Here is an 18,937-nt window from a genome sequence, read left to right as displayed (position 1 = left end):
CTTCATGACGGATTTGATTTTGGGTCCCCCCATTAACATTATCGGTAAATTATTCTATTAAATCAAGGGAATTTAATAGGCTCTATTATTTCTGAAAAAAGAAAAGTGTTCAGCTTAAACTTCAGTTTGTCATACTTGATTTCAAACTCAGCATGATCTCCGATAGCATGAGAAATCTGCACACTTATCCCCAGCGTATTCTCCGTCAAGTACCACCTTATATCCGCTTCACTAGTATCTGCGTGCTGAAGTGAAGTCAACAATTCCTCATCTGATCTTTCAGTAAGAATATTCTTTTGCTCAATAATATCGGATTGAAGTTCGCTTTGCTTCAGCTCCTTCAAGTTAGACAAAGATCTGGCGCTTTCACCAATCGTTTCCCAGTTGAATTTCTCCCCCAGTACTGTTGTCCAACCTTGGGACTGCCCGATGGAGATTTGCAAATGAAGTTCCCATTTAGGCTCCATCTTAGCCGTCCAATAGGAGGACAGGACGTAAATCACTTCATCATTTGCCAAAATCACCGAATGAATGGAACCTTTGATTGCGGTCTCCGCTAAATGCACTCCTTTTTGGGAAAAAATATCAACAACGGAGTAGCTTTCAATCGAGTTATCCATTAAGCGACTTTGAATAACGTTGCCGCATCGGCCGAGAATTGGCTGAGTTATTGCAAAACCTTTAGTTTCCGCTCTCCATAGCTGTTCACCGTCTCGCGTTAAACAAATGAATTCCCCGCCGGTCAAATTTACGTATAAATTACCGTCTGCGCCCAGGGAAGGGCTGGTGTCAACGTAACTTTCCTCCGGTTGGTATATCCTTTTCACTTCGCCATCCGGAGCAATGGCATATAACTGGCTAGAAAGACACCCATACATAACCCCATCCTGATCTATGACAGGGGGACGGTGCCCTTCTCCTTGACCCATCGGTTTCTCCCACAACAACTCTCCATCAGGACTAAAAGCATAAAGTTTGGAATTCACATTTTGACCAATATATATGATTCCTTCACGGGAAATAACCGGATCGCACCAAAATATGGACGAGCACTTGTAAACCCATCTTATGGTTCCATCCGCATCAAAAGCATAGAGTCTCCCAATAATTTGTGACTCATCTTCATATGTACACAGGTAAATATACCCTTCGCTGTTTACCACCGGCCTGCCATACGGCACACCATCCACTGCAGTCTTCCAATTTATCCGGCCGTTTTCGTCAACCGAAATGAGCTGATTATCTCGAATGCTATTGGTCGCAACCAAAATGGAGGCTGGGCTGATCAGCAGGGGAGACATAAGGGATGCCTTAGTCTCCAATAGCAGCTCCACAGTGTCAGATTCAAAGCAAACCCGAAACAGTTTGCCGTATTGATGATTAAGCTCGAAATCACCCTGCCCCACAGCTAAAATGGCTCTCCCTTGTTCATCCACTGTAAACGAGCTTAATACATATGAAAAATCCGGCCGCCCCGAGTCAACAACTCGCTTCAAAACTGAAAGCGATGTTGGAGCTCTGAATCGGGATTGTCTGGTCCAATTCGCCTCAATGGGATGAATGGCTAATGGACGATAGCTGCCTTGTTGAAAACCGCCTATTCCTTCGTTGTTATTATAATCGACCATAATTTTCCCATCCTTTGTTATATAAGTTAAGGGATACAAACTGGAAAATTTGTATCCCTTAAGCCTAATTAAAATCTTAGCTAGGCTGGTTTGGTCAAACAAGTTATCCGAGCCGGACCAGTTAAGGTCGAATTTCCCCGAGTCTTTGGACACATTGAATTCGTCGTAGCGATATCGTGTGATATGCTCACATTAATGAATCATCATCATAAATTCAACGTAAAAAGCGAAAAACTGCTTCCCATAACATGGATTAGATGTGTTGATGGTTGAACGAAGGGTTCATTCGGCAGTGGGTACTGGGGCGGGCTATAACTAATAAAAGAAACCACATGGAGTATTATTCACATGTGGTTCTAACTAAATTATTTTAAAATTTAACCAATCCCAAAACACTAATCAATCTTCAATGGCTCAATTACACCGGATCTCAGGGGAATCTGAGAAATAGAATAAATGTATTCTATACAGTTATTTCGTAGGCGAATGCAATCATTTTGACTTTAGTTGCATTTTCTACAACTAAAAACACGAGAAGCCACCACTAAGGCTGTAAATCAAGAAAATAGCTGTACAAAATACACTTATACCCATCGGCTGGAGGGATTCGAGAAATATAGTTGTACGATGTACAATTAAACTCGCTTCTACGTATTGCTCCCCGTGATTTTCTATACAGATAGATGGTGAATAGCCCCTTATAACTCTGCTCTCTTTACTTTATCGGGACTATACTCCCACATCTGCAGCCCCGCACCGATCATTCCACATAAATTACCATAATAGGCTGCTTCAATACGAACATTTTCCAGCATCGATGGCATTACTCTGCCCTTTACTTCCCTTCTAATGCCTTCAAACAAAAGTTCGCCTGCTTCAGCAACTCCACCGCCAATGACGATGACTTTAGGGTTAAAAATATGGATTAATGAAGCAATCGCGGATCCGAGCGCAGCAATCGTGTCTTCCATTAACTCTGTGGCCAGAGAGTCACCTGCCCGCCATCTCGCTATCACTTCCCGTGAGTCTACGTTCTCTGGGGACTGGTTATGTAATAAAAGCTTGTCGCGCATGCGACGTGCGATACTTGTGCCTGAAGCATACTGCTCCAAGCAGCCTGTTCCACCACAAACGCATGCAGGCCCTTTGAAATCTACGGACATATGGCCTAACTCTCCAGCCCCACCCCAAGAACCGTGGACAAGATGGCCGTCTACGACTATCGCTCCACCCACGCCCGTACCAAGGGCAAGACAGATAAAATCTTTTACCTCTTTGCCTGAACCTAAATATTTCTCTGTTATTGCTAATACATTCACGTCATTATCAACGATTACCGGAAGTTGAAACTGTGTCTGAAGCAACTCCTTCAAAGCTGTGCCAGCATAGCCTGGAATAAGCTCCGAAGCGGAGCGGACACGCCCCGCCTCCCAATCCATTTGCCCTGCTGATCCTACGCCAATTCCTTGGAGCTGAATTCCCGCTTGTTGTGCTGTTATTTCATCCATTAATGTCCGAATAGCTAGTATAATACGATCCATTGTTTTCGTCTGTCCTGTCAATGTGCTTAGGCTTACAGTATGTAAAACGTCCCCTTGTGAAGAGACGAGTCCGGCATTAATTTTCGTGCCGCCAATATCTACTCCGATCGCATATTCTATATGAGGATCATACCCTTCCATCGCGGACTCACCTCCGTCAGTCATTGAAATTGCTCACGGCCTTAACATATCTCGAAGTGATCAATTGTGGCCTAGTAATTGCACTTCCTACAACAACATAGGATGCCCCCGCATTCTTAGCTTTTGCTGCGTCTTCCGGTGTCCATATCCGTCCTTCCGCAACAACAGGAATGTTCACTAATTTGCTTAATTGTTGAATTAAGACAAGGTCCGGTCCTTCCTGCTGTGTACTGTATGGGGTGTAGCCTGAAAGCGTGGTACCGATGAAATCCACACCTAATTTCTCAGCGGCAAGCCCTTCCTCAAATGTCGAAATATCCGCCATAACCAGCACACCTCTCAGATGTGCATATTCTATTAATGGCTTTACTGACTCTAAGCGTTCTTCCCGATTCGTTACATCAAGCGCAACAATCTCTGCTTTTGCAGAAACAATCGCCTTCACTTCATCTAAGGTTGGTGTTATAAATATGGCTGATCCGGGAATATCCCGTTTAATAAGTCCAATGACCGGTACATTTACTTCTTTTTTGATAGCTACAATATCTGGAACACCATTTGTCCGGATTCCTATAGCTCCTGATTGAACCGCTGCTCTTGCCATTTTAGCCATTGTATCCCCACCATGAAGCGGCTCATGCTCAAGTGCCTGACAGGAAACAATCAGACCTTTCACCGGAAAGATATCACTTATTCGAGTCATTATTAACCCTATCCCTTCGCTTCAAGAATATAATCTAATATTCTATTGTTCAGAGCTTCCACCCGCTCCTGATCGGAATCCTTAATCGGTAAAAGTGGCATTCTTGGCTGACCTGTTTCAAATCCGCGCACACTAAGGATCGCTTTACACGCACCATATAATGAAGGAAAGGATAGCAATTCAACAATGAGATCATTGATGATAAACTGCCATTTCTGCGCCTCAGCCATCTCTCCTTGCACATAACATTGTTCCACTTTTAGGAATAACTCTGGCATCACCCCATAAGTTCCACCAATCCCGCCATCTGCCCCAATACTGCGGCCCGCCAAATACTGCTCATCAGGTCCATTTAAGACTAGAAAATCCTTCCCGCCTGCGGCTTTAAATTGCTGAAGCTCAAACGTGCTCTCCGCCGAAATTTTCACCCCGATCACTTTATCCTGAGCTGCCATCTTAATCAGCAAGCTTTTCGATAATTGAAAGCCTGTAGTTTGCGGGATGTGATAGATAATAAATGGAAGCGCTGTACTATTAATAATTGCCTGCCAATGACTTTCAACACTGTCCGGAGACAGACGATAATAGATCGCAGGAACAGCCGATACGGCATGTGCGCCAACTTTCTCAGCATGGATAGCTAGTTCAACACTGTCTCTTGTAGATGGAGCACCCACGTGAGCAATGATTGTAAGCTCTTTTCCAACCTCTGCTATAACTGCCTCGAGCATTTGTTTGCGTTCTTCTACAGATTGCAGCATACCTTCGCCAGAGCTTCCGCCAATATAAAGACCTTTTACTCCCGTAGAAGCATACTGACGAGCTAATTTTCGGGCTGCTTCTTTATCGATTTCCCCCTCAGCATCATAACTGGAGTACATAGCAATAATAATGCCTTTAAAGGATTCAAGATCATATGATTTCATAAATTACAGCCTCCATCGTTTAATTCATTACTATTAATTTTCGTTGTTATAAGAATAACTAGCCTTTTACAGCCCCCATAGTAATCCCTTGGGTAAAGGCTTTTTGGAACATTAGAAAAATTGCAATCATAGGAATAGAGGCTAACGCAGCACCCGCCATAAGCAATCCATAGTTTGTTGTGAATTCACCCCGAAGAGTCGCTACCCCAAGTGGTAATGTCATCATTGAAGTCGATCTGGTCATGATCAGCTGACTGAAATAATCATTCCAAGAAGTGATGAAAGTAAAGATTGCCAGTGCCCCTATTGCAGGCTTTAACAAAGGTAAAATGATGGTTCCGAACAAACGAATTTCAGAGCTGCCATCTATTTTGGCTGCTTCAATTAATTCTCCTGGAATCGTCTGCGCGAACTGCTTCATTAGGAAGACTCCAAATGGCCAGCCAATCGCCGGTAAAATAAGCCCTTTATACGTGTTGACCCACCCAAAATCTGCAAGCATCGTAAACAGCGGGACAAGAATAACTTGCTTAGGCAATGCCATAGCGGCAACAAACATCGTAAAGATAATGCCTCGGCCAGGAAAAGACTTTTTGGCTAGCACATATCCAGCACAGGAAGAAACGATACAAATCGCTGCCATTTCACAAAAAGCAATGATGAAACTGTTAAACATCCAGCGCTCAACGGGATTCTTAAATAACTCGGTCCAGTTTTGCAGAGTCGGCTTAGCCGGAAACCATTCCGGGGGGATCGTTGTTGCCACAGTCTGAAGCTTAAATGCCCCTGAAACCACCCAATAAAAAGGGAAGATAAAAAACAACGTTGCTAGAATCAACAGGATGGTCGCTAATATTTTTGGAATCGTCAATTCTTTTTTCCATTTGCTTACTTTCTTAGATTGGCCAATAGGTGCTCTCAGTTCTAACGGATTCGTAGAATTCATGATGTCCCCTCCTTAATACTCAACATCACTGCCAAAGTATTTGAATTGAATGATAGAAATGATCCCGATCACAATCGCAAGGATGACACCCATCGCCGAGGCATATCCAAAATGACCGAGCATAAAGGCTTGTTCGTAAACGCCATACATAACAGTCGATGTGCTATACACAGGTCCACCCGAGGTGAGCAACTGAATTAGCGCAAAACATTGAAAGGTGTTGATCGTGGTAATCACGATAATATATAAGTTCGTTGGCATTAGCATTGGCCATAATATTTTCCGGAAAATCTGCCAAGGCGTCGCTCGATCAATCTCAGCTGCTTCTATGTAAGAAGTAGGAATGTTCCCAATAGATGCCACATATAAAATGATCGGCTGCCCTACAGAGGTCGTTATCAGAACCACGATAATAGCAAGCAGTGCAGTCCTCGTATCTCCTAACCAGGATATAGGCTCCATTCCCAAAAAGCTGGTTAAATAATTTAGAATCCCATAGTTCGGATGATAGATCCAGCCCCAAACGACTGTGATGCTTACAACCGAGGATACAGCCGGCAAATAGAACACTCCACGGAAAAACGATCTGGCAAACTCTTTTTTCTTATAAATATTCATAGAGATAAATAACGAGAAAATAATAACGATGGGTACGGTGATGAGTACAAGCAATAATGTATTTCCCATCGACTTCCTGAAGTTATCATCTTTTATTAAGGAGATATAATTATCGAGGCCAATAAAGCTGAAATCTCTCAAGGAGTAATCAAAGAAACTAATATAGACCCCTTTCACCATCGGATAAGCTACAAAAAGCAGGAAAAACCCAAATGCCGGCACTAAAAAGAGATAACTCATCATCCAGTCACGAATCACATAACCTTTTATTTTGCGAACCGTTGTCCCCACAGTCCTTCCCCATTTCTTCGATGATTTAAAAAGAAAAGAGTGCTTCCCGCACTCTATTCTTTTGGACACCATTCACTTTTTTTATTTCATTGCAGCCTTTGCTTTCGTAATCGCTTCGTTTGCTTTTGCAGCAAAGCTGTCCAAAGCTTCTTTACCGGTTGCTCCTCCAGTTAAAGCACGTTGTAATTCAGGGAACCAGAAGGTACGAATATCAGCATATCCATCGGCAATGGTAGGTGCATCTGTTGTGAATTTACGAGCATACTCAGCGTATTTGTACTCTGCATCATCATAGAGACCTGTAATCGAATTACGAACAGACAAACCACCTGTTTGAATCAAGTTTTTCTTCCCCCATACAGGATCATTAGCAATAAAATCAATCAGCTTCTTAGAAGCTGCAATCTTAGCTTCATCACCATTATTGAATACAGCCATACCGCCGAGGTAAGGTTCAAGCTTAGGTTCCGATCCATCTAAAGTAGGGAATGGAAGCAGAACATCTTCGAATTCAACCATTTTTTTAGATACGTTCTGAGCTTTAAGTACTGCAGAATAGTTGAGTGTAAAGGCTAATTTCCCTTGTAAAAATAAGTCGTTCACGTCAGCAGCCGCAAGGGAAGCCGCACCAGAAACGCTAAGTTTATCTTTTGTAGCTTGAACGATCCAATCCAACGCTTTTGCAGCATTATCAGTATTGATAGCGACTGCGGAATTATCTTCATTTAGAAATCTGGATACACCTAAGTTAGCAAGATATGCACGAGTTCCTTGATCTCCAGCCTGGCTCTTCGCGAAGAATCCGGTAGGAATAACATCAGGTGCTTTTTCTTTAACAGCTTCCAGCGCTTTCTTATATTCTTCAAACGTCCAAGTTCGGTCTTCCTTATCCAGAGGAAGCAAATCTAGCGCGCCAATCTTCTCAAAAACAGTCTTGTTTACCGCCATCATAAAAGGAGCTGTATTGATCGGGTACATAAAGATCTCTTCGCCAACACTAGACTGTTTCCAAAAGGCTTCCGAAATATCATTTTTCACTTCATCGGTCACCATATCATTAAGAGGTGCTAATAAGTCCTTTTTACCCCAGTCAATAATCCGTCCAGGAGCATCATAAATTACATCAGGTGCGGTATTCGAAGCAATTGCCACATTCAGTTTTTCAGGGCCGCCTTCAAAGGTGATCATCTCAAGGTTGACTTTAATTTCCGGATTCTTCTCATTAAAAGCTGCAATGATTTCCTTCTCATATTTGCCAACTTCACCATCTAAAGCTTGAAAGCTCGGAAAATTCCACCATGTTATTTCTACTGGTTTAGCAGCAGTCTCAGTGGCCGCGGGCTCACTCTTATCAGTATTATTACTTGGTTCATTGGCGGAATTCGCTGTATTCGTATTTCCGCATGCAACTAACTGTGTACCTAAAAGTGCGACACCAACAATGCTCATTAGCCCTTTTTTCATTGCTCTCATGTGCTACCCCCTATTATTTTTGTGGAATAGAATGCTTTCTCATTCCTTGCGCTAATCATAAATCAATTATAAATTCAGGAGAATCCCACTCCTTTTACATTTAGGGTCGTATTCTGACCTATACCTTCTTTCAGCCCCTCTTCAATGTTATAATACATTACATATTTCACCTATAATTATTTTAATTTTTAGCTTATAACTTACATTTGATGATATCGTTGTTGAAAAATCCACTATAAATCTAGTCTTCCGGAGGGATTTCATGTACAAGCTTATGATTGTAGAGGATGAACCGTTAATACGGACGGGATTAAAACATTACTTTTCGTGGCAGGAGCTTGGTGTTCAGAGTATTGTTGAAGCGGAGAATGGAAAAGAAGGCGTCGCTACCGCACTACGTGAGCAGCCAGATTTAGTGATCACTGATATTCGCATGCCCGAAATGGATGGTCTTCAGATGATAGAAGAGCTTCGCCAATTCCTTCCTGATACTTTGTTTATTATTTTGACAGGATTTAATGATTTCGAATACGCTCAACGAGCCATTAAACTTGGGAGTGTGCATGCTTTTTTGCTCAAACCTCTGGAATATGAAGAAAGCCTAACCGTGATTCAAGAATGCATGAACAAGCTGCAACTTAAACAACAAGAACAAAGGAAACGTTCTACTCTGGAAGGCTCACAACTTATAAAGCTACTACTCGAAGAAGAACAACCTGCAATTGACACTAATTTGATCGCTGAATTATGTAATTTTAAAAGTAAACATTATCTGTATCTCCCTTTTGTTTTGGCAGGTTTCCCTATCAGAGAAACACCTTCACCATCCACAAGGTGGATGCGAGAACAGGCGACTAAGTTCATACATCTTGCAACGGAGGCCTATCTCCCGGCGAGTCTGCCACGATCTATTTTTACATATGCTGCTAAATCCAAACTCTACGGGCTAATAGTCATGGGATCACAGACTGCAACGAGCATTGTCCCTTTTGAGACCCAAGTACTTACTGAACTCGATCAGCATTTGAACAAGCTTACGTTAGAACATCATCTTGCCCTTTATCTTGCCATAGGTACAGTGACGAACGAACTGTCTCAAATCACTTCATTACTTCACGAGTCTGAAAAGCTGTTATATCAACGCTTCTATCAGAATGAACAGAATATATTCCATATCTCTTCCATAAAGGCAGGCGCCACAGCTACTAAACCAATGCTTATCCAACTAGATGACAACGATAAGAAACGAATAATCTCCTGCATCGAAAATGCCAATAAACAAGAAATTCTACAATTAATGCAACGATTGGCACAAGATATTTTGCATAAAGCAGATGGCCCTTCACCTGATCTATGGCTTGCGTATGTACAAGAAATCATAAGTGTCATTATCCGCTTCGCTAATAAAAACCACATTCATAGGGATGGTGTGTACAGCGATAAACTATTAAACCTTACTTTTGTTGAGGATTTTCACTCCCTTGAGGTCATGTTCGAGTGGCTGGGGAATTGGATGGTTCATCTGGGGAACATATATACCGAAGGTCTGACGGATAACCATCAGCAGGATGTGATTATCTTTGAACATATTAAATCCTTCATTAGAGCTAATATTGATCAAGATATTACTCTACAAATGGTAGCGGATCGCTTTTTCTATAACCCTTCTTATTTAAGCCGTCTGTTCAAAAGAAAACTCGATAAGAACTATATGCGATTTGTAACCGAAATCCGTATGGAATACGCGCAGGAATGCTTAAAAAAACCGGAAATTCTAGTGACCGATGTCTGCACAATGTGTGGTTACAAGAGCTATAAGCATTTCGTTAAAACGTTCCGGCTCTTCACCAACATGACCCCATCAGACTATAGAAAACAATCGGGGTGGTAAGCAAAATGATGCAAATAAACCAGCCAAAAAAACGCTATCGGATGCGGCATGTCAATCGGCAGATTTTTGTGCTGATGATCCTGACCATTACTATTCCTTTGCTGATTATATCCGCGATTATCTATATTTTTTCAAATCAAGCCGTCAAAAATGAATATCAAAGCAGCTCTAATCTCATCCTTAATAATCTTTCTTTCAACATCGACCAGTATCTGCAAAGTATTGAAAAAGGGACCCTTAATGCCCAGGTAGATAGTCAATTACAAACCGCTCTCGAGCATTGGACTATCAACAAAGATAATATCGGGAATGATCTAAGTATTCAGTATGGAAACACGATTGAACAGTTCATCAGCGGGATTGAAATGACGATTAAAAATGTCGACAGTGTGCAGATTTTCGCGGGGTCACGTGTATTCTACTCCGCCAATTTCAATCGTGCGGATTATGATGTGAAGGACTACACCCAAGAGGATTGGTATTTACAGACGCAGCAAAAAAAGGGGGGCGTAATCCTGTTTGGAAGTCATCTCCCCTTCTATCGCACCAATTCCAAACAATCCGTCATCTCCATCGCCAGAGTCATTAATAAAAAAGGAAGCAAGCAGCCCTTAGGTGTCATGTTAATCGATATCCGGCTGGATTCATTACGGGAAATCTTAAAGCTGTCCGAGAATAGCAAGCGGAAATTTATTATTTTAGACGATAAGGGGGGCAACGTTTACAGCTCAGATTCATTGGAGACGAGTCCTTTAGAGCCAGTCCCTATCGACAAACAGGCGCTTAACACTTTTATGAACAATGACGCCGGGAGCTTATATGGTACTTTTGATGACAAGGATTCGTACATTAATTTTGTTACCTCTCCTTACTCCAACTGGAAGGTCATTCAATATATTGATGAGAAAGAGATGACTAAGCAGGCTTCTTTTCTTGGCAAAATCATTTTAACCTTGGCGCTCTTATCGCTTGTCACTGCACTCTTATTTATGTATATCCTCTCGGAACGCGTAACCAAACCTATTATTCTGTTAAGCCGGAAGGTGAAGCTGGTGGGGATGGGGAATTTCGATGTAGATTTGTATAGTAATCGTCAAGATGAATTTGGGGTTCTATATAATGGAATTCGTAAGATGGTAAAAGATTTGCAAAACTATATTGAGCGATCTTCGATGGCCAAGGCTCAACAAAAAGTAGCCCAGTATGGTGCGCTCAAAAGCCAAATCAATCCGCATTTTCTGGCAAATGTCCTTGAATCTATTCAAATGAAAGCCATCATCAATGGACAAAGAGAGATTGGCGAGATGGTGGGGATCGTGGGCAGATTGTTTCGGATTCATATCCAGACTGGGAAAATCACCGTTACCCTGCGCGAAGAACTTGAGCATGTCCGGCTATATGTGAAGATTCAGCAGTTGCGTTTTGGGGATAAATTACAGTACATGGAGCAGCTAGATCCGCAATGCGAAATCGTTAAGGTCATGCACTTCTCCTTGCAACCCATCGTAGAGAATGCTATCGTACACGGCCTAGAAAGCCGCAGTGAACCAGGTCTGCTTGAGGTATCCTCGGTGATATCGGGGGAGGATATGCTGATTATCGTTAAAGATAACGGTATTGGCATCGAGGAAGAGAAACTTAAACAGCTGCGTTTCCGTCTCTCTCAACCCTCAGATACCTTAGATGAAGAGCATATTGGCATTAAAAATGTTCATGATCGCATTCAATTTCATTTTGGCGAAAAATATGGAATCGAAATTTCCAGTCACGTAGGGGAAGGAACGACAGTGATCATCCGACTTCCCGCGTAATCCTAGACATTTTGCTCAGTAATGCCTAATTCAGGATCAAAGGTGAGCATTTTCGTCGCTATTTTATCAATAAAAAACCGATCATGACTAACTGTTACTACAGCGCCAGGAAAATGAATCAACGCCTGCTCCATCACCTGAATACTGGTTAAATCCAAATGGTTAGTGGGCTCATCTAAAATAATGACAGCAGCTCCGGAGAGAAGGCATTTCGCTAAAGCCACTCTGGCCTGCTGTCCGCCTGAAAGGCTGCCAATCGTTTTACTCAGATCCATTTCCGAGAATTGCAGCATCGCTAGAAATTTATTCACCTTTTTCCGCGGTGCGTCCAGTCCCAGTCCATAAACATTTACGGCATGGCTGACGGTATCTTTATGATCCAGCTCATCCCACATCTGATTAAAGTACGCATAACCGACCCCGCGTTCCCAAGTCACTTCCCCCGATTCCGGTGCTTCTTGTCCAGTCAGTACCTTGATGAGTGTCGACTTTCCACTGCCGTTCGGACCCACGATAGCTATCCGGTCTTCCTTTTGAATATCGAAGCTAATGTTCTGGAAAATGGAGCGGCCATCATAACTTTGTCCAATCCGCTTCACTTCCCCCAGCTTGTCAGGAAAACGTAAATTACTATAAATATCAGTGATTAATACGTTAACTGGATGAGGTTCCACTCGTTTTTTCATATCCGTTAGCTTACGGGATAGACGGTCCTTAGAAGACTTCTTGCTACCACGGTTTTCAATGGCCTCGGACTCCATAAGGAGAAGTTCTTCTTCCCACTCAAATTGCCGATCGAGCACTTTTTTACGCATCTTCTTTTTACGAACGTAATCGGTATAATTGCCTTCATATTCCTGAAAATGATAGTTCTCGATTTCTATCGTCCGCGTGACCACTCTGTCAATAAATTGCCGATCATGAGAAACCAGAAGCATCGCCCCATTGAAACGGTGCAACCACTGCTCCAACCATACGATTCCTTCCATATCCAAAAAATTAGTAGGCTCATCGAGCAATACAACATCGGGCGCTTCAATTAAGACTTTAGCCAGTGCCGCGCGGTTCCTCCAGCCTCCGGATAACTCCTCTACAGGTTGATGCCGCGATCTCTCATCGAATCCTAATTTAGTCAGCACCGTATTGATTTCCACAGATACATTCCAGCCATCCAAATGCTCCATTTGTTCAAAAAGCTCAGCTTGGCGCTCTAAAAGTGCATTCATCTGGACATCATCCGACACCTGCCCAAGCTGTTCTCCTATTTGGTTAAGCTCCTGTTCAATGCGTGCTACCTCTTCGAAGCAAAGTTCTAACTCTTGTTGTACAGACAAAGACCCGGAAAGCTCCGAAAATTGAGAGAAGTAGCTGATCTTCACATTGGGATCTAACTCTACTTTTCCTGCCGTTGGCTCCTCTTTTCCCATGATTAGCTTAAAAACAGTAGATTTACCTGCTCCATTTCGTCCGATTAAGCCAATACGTTCGCCCTTGCTCACACGAAAATAAATATCTCGAAAGATCAATGTATTCTCATATTTCTTAGTTACGTTCTCCATTCGGATTACGCTCAAATCTATCACTCCTAGTTCGTATAGATCAGAATTCATCGTTGAATACCCAAAAAGCTATTATAGCACTAATTAAAAAAAGGACTTTATAATCATATTATTACTTATATTTATTTCCGATATATGTATTTATATTAATATAAATTTATAAATACATAAGGAGGATTACAATGAGTTTGCTAAAATCATTCAAGAAAAATGCGAGTGTTATTATGTGCATTACCCTGCTCTTTTCTCTTTTTATTGTGTATCCGGCAAGTGCTTCTACCTTCTTCCAAGACCGCTTTGAAGAGGGCGATAATCTATGGACATCCACTAGTGGGAATTGGACTATTGTTGAGGACGAAGGCAACAGCGTATATTACCATTCTGCCACAAAAGAAGGACGTACTTCTGCAGGTGATCCAGCCTGGAGCGATTACACTGTGGAAGCGGATGTAAAAGTTGTTGATTTTAATGGCTCAAACAGAACTTATGTTGCGGGCAGATACATAGATGGAAATAATTTTTATGCAGCTTCTTTGTATAATAATAATGATGGCATGCTGGAAATCAGAAAGAAGGTTTCTGGATCTACTACAACTTTGACCAGCAAACCTTACGCTCTGCAAACAGGAGTTTGGTATAATGTAAAACTCGAAATGAGCGGAAATACCATCAACATGTATGTAAATGATACGCTGGAGCTCTCAGCTTCCGATTCCAAATTAAAAAAAGGTGCAGCAGGGCTCGTTACCTTTAAGACAATTACGATGTTCGACAACGTGACCGTTTCTGACACCATTGGCACTACACCGACACCAATACCTACTGCTACACCATTACCGACTGCTTCACCAACACCTACTGCTACGCCATTACCTACTGCTACACCAACACCGACACCGACTGTTACACCGATACCGACTTCTTCACCAACGCCTACTGCTTCACCGACACCTACTGCTACGCCGATACCGACTGCTTCACCAACACCAACTGCTACGCCGATACCGACTGCTTCACCAACACCAACTGACATGCCGACACCGACTTCTTCACCAACGCCTACTGCTACGCCATTACCGACTGCTTCACCAACGTCTACTGCTATACCGACACCGACTGCTTCACCAACGTCGACACCGGTTCAGGTTAGTGAATATGATTTGGCTGGGTTTGCCACAGGAACAACAGGTGGTGGAAATATCCAAGAAACCAGTCCACTCTATAAAAAGGTATATACCGCAGAAGATCTTGCCACTGCACTGAGAAAAGGATCCAAAATAAAGGTTATTGAAATTATGAACGACTTGGATCTGGGATGGAATGAAATTTCTGATGCAGCAAAGATCTCCCCATTTAGCGCTCATAACAATGCTTTAACACATCCCGTATTAATAGAGACTGGTGTCAGCAAAGTGTCTATGGACAACTTCGACGGTTTGACCATTTTCTCTGCTAAGGGTGCAACCATTAAACATGCCGCTTTTACCTTTAAAAGAAGCTCTAACGTCATCATCCGCAACCTTGAATTTGATGAGCTGTGGGAATGGGATGAAGCAACCAAAGGGAATTACGATAAAAACGACTGGGACTACATCACCATTGAAAACAGCAACAACGTATGGATCGACCACTGCACTTTCAATAAATCTTATGACGGAGTTGTCGATGTTAAAAAAGGCAGCAACGGCGTCACCATTTCATGGTCATCCTTCTTAGGGGATGATAGAAACGCAAACAGCTGGGTTACTCAGCAAATTAATGCTATGGAAGCCAACAAGGCTGCCTATCCCATGTACGCTTATTTAAGAAGCAGCTCAGTTGGCCTAAGTAAAGACGACATCATTGCGATTGCCGCTAGTCAAAAAAAGGGCCACTTAATAGGCGCAACAGAGTTTGCAGCTGATAATGCGCTTCTTTCTGTAACGCTCCATCACAACTACTATAAAGATATACAAGACCGCATGCCCCGCCTTCGTAGTGGTAATGCGCATGCCTATAACATTGTAATGGACAACGAAGATACCAGATTGGCTAAAAAACGTCTAACCTCCGCTATGGAAAAAGCGATCTCAAGCAAGGGGTATCATTTCGGGGTTACAAGTAACGGAGCCATCTCGACAGAAGGAGGAGCTGTATTACTTGAAAGTTCTGTAATCATTGATGTAGTGTATCCTCTTCGCAACAATCAAGCGGATGCAAATAATAGCAAATATACGGGTGCAATCGCAGCTTTAGATACGATCTATTCACTTGATGGAGCAACATTCAGAGGAGACAGTACAGCAAAGAACAGCCCTCTCTCCCCTGCACCCGCTGCCGTTAAAGCATTTGCATGGAACGGATTCACAACACTACCTTACAGCTACACTTCAGATGACCCAGCTAGTCTAAAATCTAGACTTACCGCTGTTGACGGCTCAGGAGCAGGCAAATTGTCCTGGTCAAACGAGGAATGGTTGAAAACAAATTACAGCAACTAACTCGACTAACTAATTACTGAACACATATCCCATTACTACAACGAGAAAAGTTACTAACTTAGTTGCCACACTAGCGCCACCTTTGCACCAAATTAGCGACATATTAGTGCTACTACCGCCATATTAACGCCACATTAGCACCACATTAGCACCACTTTTGTACCGCCGAAATTGCTCAGACGCTCAGACGGTGATTTTACAGTTTAGAGTGTAATATTTACGAGGTCAGACGACGATTTTAGTTTACAGTGCAGTATTTACGAGGTCAGACGACGATTTTACAGTTTATAGTGCAGTATTTACGAGGCCAAACGACGATTTTACAGTTTATAGTGCAGTATTTACGAGGTCAGATGGTTCGGACTCAGGAGCCCTTATTTCGAAGAATCCGAGCATTTCGCAGTGCTATCGGACTCAGATGCAGCTATTCAACCCGATATGCTCAATTTTGGTGTGGATTTAGACCAATAAGAGCTATACAGTCCGAAAACCCAGCAAAATGGTCAAAAAAGCCAAAATAGCTGCAATACAGTCCGTTAGGAGTGTTACGCGCGTGAGGAACATGAGAAACGTGAGGAGCATGAGAAACCTGAGGAGCGTTATTAACTTAGTTGCCACATTAGCAACTCTTTTGTACCGCACTAATGCCACATTAGCACCACTTTTGTACCGCCGAAATTGCTCAGACGCTTAGGCGGTGATTTTACCGTTTACAGTGCAGTATTTACGAGGTCAGATGGTTCGGACTCAGGAGCCCTTATTTCGAAGAATCCGGGCATTTCGCAGTGCTATCGGACTCAGATGCAGCTATTCAACCCAATATGCTCAATTTTGGTGTGGATTTAGACCAATAAGAGCTATGCAGTCCGAAAACTCAGCAAAATGCTCAAAAAAGCTAAAATAGCTGCAATACAGTCCGTTAGAAGTGTTACGCGCGTGAGGAACATGAGGAACCTGAGAAACGTGAGGAGCATTATGCACATACAGTCCCGATAGGAGCATCAGGAGTTTGTTCTCATTTAACAAGTGGCGTGTTTGGTGTTAAAAGGTAACTCGCAAAGTTAGTATAATGTCCCAACAATAACAAAAAGGCCGCAACCAGCGGCCTTTTTCTATATTACAACTCCCAACGCATATTCACTAATATCGCTTACCGCTCATTTTTTCAGAATATCAATATACTCTTCTTTCTCTCGATCTGCCCCCGCATTAAGTTTCAGTCGCAGTGACTTCGGGTGATCCAACACATTACTGCTGAAGTAACTTATAAATCCATCATCAGATCCACTACCAGAATTCGGATTAATTTTAATGTCGTGCTTCCCAATCTGCGCTGTTAATTCATAGGGGAGCTTTTGAAACAGTTCATTTCGGACGATCCAATCCGTTTTCAATTCCTCATTTATCGTAAATTTGAGCGCTATGCTTAACGGAGAAAGCTCGACTTCGGCTAGTTTTACTTCCTGTCCGTCAATTATGAAGGGGTGGTCTACAACTAATGTCTCCGTCTTCTGCTCCCAAAACTTAGGATCAATAGAGAAGTTCACTTTTAAACGATCAGAATACCGCATGTCGGATAAAACCGTTCCTGTTTTCGGTTTACTTAACATTCCCGGGTCTACAGAGGCAATCTGAAAATCCGCCACTACGTCTGTTGGCCTTGGTTTATTTCGGTCCAGTGAGAATACAGTTTTACCGAGCCAAGTATATATGGTTCCCTCTGCGTGTGCTCCCATTCCGCCCCTATTCCCATTCTCCTCCATTACGTCTCGTCCAGTTTCAGCATCTGTCAGCTTCACACTATTTACACTGTACACTTCCTGACCATCACTTGTTGTCCCTGTATACAGCAGCATGATTTTATTTTCATCAGCAAGCACAGCATTTAGCGTAATTTTATATCCATTTGATTCAGCACTCTTATTAACGATTTGTACATAATCATTCCGGATTGCAGACTCTAGTGTAAGAGCATCAATATCAGCTGCAGCCAATGTTTTAAAAGGCTCCAATACGCCCCAATCAAACGTTTCAACACTCGAAGTCCCTTGCTGTGGCAACAGCTGGGTTGGATTGAAGAACAGCAAGCCCGCTATCATCACTGCAGCCGCCAGCACAGACATCGCGCTTTTTGTGAACATTAACCTTCTGCCACGTTTCTTGCCTAATTCCAAACCTGCTTGGATCGCATAGATCTGAGCGGCTGCATTCTCTATTTTTTGTTCTTGTGGGATATGTCCGGCATCGCTTAACATGGCAAGCTCCTCTTGACTACTCATTGTTCCATTCACCCCGATTCTTTATGATGGTTCGCAACTGCTTGAGCCCCTTATGCTGCCAAGTCTTAACCGTCCCCTCGGGTTTATTCATAATGTTAGCGATCTCAGTCAAGGTCATATCATTGTAGTATTTTAGCAGCAGCACATGGCGATACTTGGGCTTAACCTGCTCGAGTGCCCACAGCATTTCCATCCGATGATGGCCAATGTGTGTGACCTGTTCTCCTATTCTTTCATCTACCAGCGGCATGGAACGTTTTCTTCGTCTTTGTTCATCTATACAGACATAAATTAGAATGCGAATAATCCATGATTTGAATGCTTTGGGGTCCTTTAAAGTTTTTCTTTTAATCCAAGCCCGGCAAGTCATTTCCTGCATCGCTTCCAGCGCATCGTTTCGGTTCCGCAAGTAACTATAAGCAATACTGTACAATTGTTCTCTATGTACCAATATCGAATCGTAAAAATCCGTCTCGCTCCGAGTATCAAGAATCGTTACTTTTTTCATTTCTGCATTAGTCATCGTCATGTCCTTCCTTAGCCTCCTCTCTTCAACCTTTCATAGATTAAGACGGGGGAGGTATAGAAACGGTTTTTATTTCACTTAACTTTTTTTCGCCCAAAGCTCTCTAAATTATAGCATTCTATAA

The 18,937-nt window shown here is 42.6% G+C and carries 13 protein-coding genes; 3 read left to right on the top strand and 10 right to left on the bottom strand.

The window, feature by feature from the left end; all coding sequences use genetic code 11:
* Nucleotides 1–62: 62 nt before the first annotated feature.
* From MHH50_RS13005 to MHH50_RS12975, 7 genes are all read right to left on the bottom strand, one after another.
* Entirely contained in the window at nt 63–1,628 is a 1,566-nt protein-coding gene (locus MHH50_RS13005; RefSeq protein WP_340034409.1) for a PQQ-binding-like beta-propeller repeat protein, read from the bottom strand.
* A 698-nt stretch (nt 1,629–2,326) separates the two neighbouring features.
* The gene (locus MHH50_RS13000; protein ID WP_340034408.1) at nt 2,327–3,310 is read right to left on the bottom strand and encodes an ROK family protein; all 984 of its coding nucleotides are present in this window, start codon (nt 3,308–3,310) and stop codon (nt 2,327–2,329) included.
* Between the two features lie 16 nt (nt 3,311–3,326).
* Entirely contained in the window at nt 3,327–4,013 is a 687-nt protein-coding gene (locus MHH50_RS12995) for an N-acetylmannosamine-6-phosphate 2-epimerase (protein ID WP_038570497.1), read from the bottom strand.
* Nucleotides 4,014–4,021: 8 nt separating this feature from the next.
* Nucleotides 4,022–4,939 carry a dihydrodipicolinate synthase family protein gene (locus tag MHH50_RS12990; protein WP_076304195.1) on the bottom strand — a complete coding sequence of 306 codons (918 nt, stop codon included), beginning with the start codon at nt 4,937–4,939 and terminating at the stop codon, nt 4,022–4,024.
* A gap of 58 nt (nt 4,940–4,997) precedes the next feature.
* Entirely contained in the window at nt 4,998–5,885 is an 888-nt protein-coding gene (locus tag MHH50_RS12985) for a carbohydrate ABC transporter permease (RefSeq protein WP_051491452.1), read from the bottom strand.
* 12 nt (nt 5,886–5,897) lie between these two features.
* Nucleotides 5,898–6,746 carry a sugar ABC transporter permease gene (locus tag MHH50_RS12980; RefSeq protein ID WP_052097471.1) on the bottom strand — a complete coding sequence of 283 codons (849 nt, stop codon included), beginning with the start codon at nt 6,744–6,746 and terminating at the stop codon, nt 5,898–5,900.
* Nucleotides 6,747–6,875: 129 nt separating this feature from the next.
* Nucleotides 6,876–8,267, bottom strand: a complete 1,392-nt coding sequence (locus MHH50_RS12975; protein ID WP_076183515.1) for an extracellular solute-binding protein — start codon at nt 8,265–8,267, stop codon at nt 6,876–6,878.
* A 262-nt stretch (nt 8,268–8,529) separates the two neighbouring features.
* Between MHH50_RS12975 and MHH50_RS12970 the strand changes: the two genes are divergently transcribed.
* Both MHH50_RS12970 and MHH50_RS12965 read left to right on the top strand, forming a co-directional pair.
* A complete protein-coding gene (locus MHH50_RS12970) occupies nt 8,530–10,158 on the top strand; it encodes a response regulator (RefSeq protein ID WP_076304194.1) in 1,629 nt (542 codons plus the stop codon).
* A gap of 5 nt (nt 10,159–10,163) precedes the next feature.
* Nucleotides 10,164–11,969, top strand: a complete 1,806-nt coding sequence (locus MHH50_RS12965) for a sensor histidine kinase (RefSeq protein ID WP_076275825.1) — start codon at nt 10,164–10,166, stop codon at nt 11,967–11,969.
* Between the two features lie 2 nt (nt 11,970–11,971).
* Here MHH50_RS12965 and MHH50_RS12960 read toward each other — a convergent pair whose 3' ends face one another.
* Nucleotides 11,972–13,543, bottom strand: coding sequence for an ABC-F family ATP-binding cassette domain-containing protein (locus tag MHH50_RS12960; protein ID WP_076126001.1), 1,572 nt, complete (start codon nt 13,541–13,543; stop codon nt 11,972–11,974).
* 167 nt (nt 13,544–13,710) lie between these two features.
* On the opposite strand from MHH50_RS12960, the gene MHH50_RS12955 reads away from it, so the two are divergent.
* Entirely contained in the window at nt 13,711–16,008 is a 2,298-nt protein-coding gene (locus tag MHH50_RS12955; RefSeq protein ID WP_340034407.1) for a hypothetical protein, read from the top strand.
* A 1,157-nt stretch (nt 16,009–17,165) separates the two neighbouring features.
* On the opposite strand, the gene MHH50_RS12950 is transcribed toward MHH50_RS12955, so the two are convergent.
* Together MHH50_RS12950 and MHH50_RS12945 are read right to left on the bottom strand one after the other, a co-directional pair.
* Nucleotides 17,166–18,287, bottom strand: a complete 1,122-nt coding sequence (locus MHH50_RS12950; RefSeq protein WP_340034406.1) for a DUF4179 domain-containing protein — start codon at nt 18,285–18,287, stop codon at nt 17,166–17,168.
* Nucleotides 18,280–18,816: a sigma-70 family RNA polymerase sigma factor gene (locus MHH50_RS12945; protein ID WP_036686352.1), complete on the bottom strand. Its 537-nt coding sequence runs from the start codon at nt 18,814–18,816 to the stop codon at nt 18,280–18,282. Before MHH50_RS12945 ends, MHH50_RS12950 begins: the two co-directional genes overlap by 8 nt.
* Between the last annotated feature and the right edge of the window lie 121 nt (nt 18,817–18,937).

Source organism: Paenibacillus sp. FSL H3-0302 (assembly GCF_037982245.1).
GTDB classification, from domain to species: domain Bacteria; phylum Bacillota; class Bacilli; order Paenibacillales; family Paenibacillaceae; genus Paenibacillus_AQ; species Paenibacillus_AQ odorifer.
Note: the sequence above shows the minus strand (reverse complement) of the source record. Positions and strands in the feature narration are given on the sequence as shown.

Bases quoted from the DNA above. Each gene is read 5' to 3' on its own strand.
- MHH50_RS12995 (WP_038570497.1), bottom strand. From the start codon at position 4,013: ATGACTCGAATAAGTGATATCTTTCCGGTGAAAGGTCTGATTGTTTCC.
- MHH50_RS12945 (WP_036686352.1), bottom strand. From the start codon at position 18,816: ATGACGATGACTAATGCAGAAATGAAAAAAGTAACGATTCTTGATACT.
- MHH50_RS12955 (WP_340034407.1), top strand. From the start codon at position 13,711: ATGAGTTTGCTAAAATCATTCAAGAAAAATGCGAGTGTTATTATGTGC.
- MHH50_RS12970 (WP_076304194.1), top strand. From the start codon at position 8,530: ATGTACAAGCTTATGATTGTAGAGGATGAACCGTTAATACGGACGGGA.
- MHH50_RS12980 (WP_052097471.1), bottom strand. From the start codon at position 6,746: ATGATGAGTTATCTCTTTTTAGTGCCGGCATTTGGGTTTTTCCTGCTT.
- MHH50_RS13005 (WP_340034409.1), bottom strand. From the start codon at position 1,628: ATGGTCGATTATAATAACAACGAAGGAATAGGCGGTTTTCAACAAGGC.
- MHH50_RS12950 (WP_340034406.1), bottom strand. From the start codon at position 18,287: ATGAGTAGTCAAGAGGAGCTTGCCATGTTAAGCGATGCCGGACATATC.
- MHH50_RS13000 (WP_340034408.1), bottom strand. From the start codon at position 3,310: ATGGAAGGGTATGATCCTCATATAGAATATGCGATCGGAGTAGATATT.
- MHH50_RS12965 (WP_076275825.1), top strand. From the start codon at position 10,164: ATGATGCAAATAAACCAGCCAAAAAAACGCTATCGGATGCGGCATGTC.
- MHH50_RS12985 (WP_051491452.1), bottom strand. From the start codon at position 5,885: ATGAATTCTACGAATCCGTTAGAACTGAGAGCACCTATTGGCCAATCT.
- MHH50_RS12975 (WP_076183515.1), bottom strand. From the start codon at position 8,267: ATGAGAGCAATGAAAAAAGGGCTAATGAGCATTGTTGGTGTCGCACTT.
- MHH50_RS12990 (WP_076304195.1), bottom strand. From the start codon at position 4,939: ATGAAATCATATGATCTTGAATCCTTTAAAGGCATTATTATTGCTATG.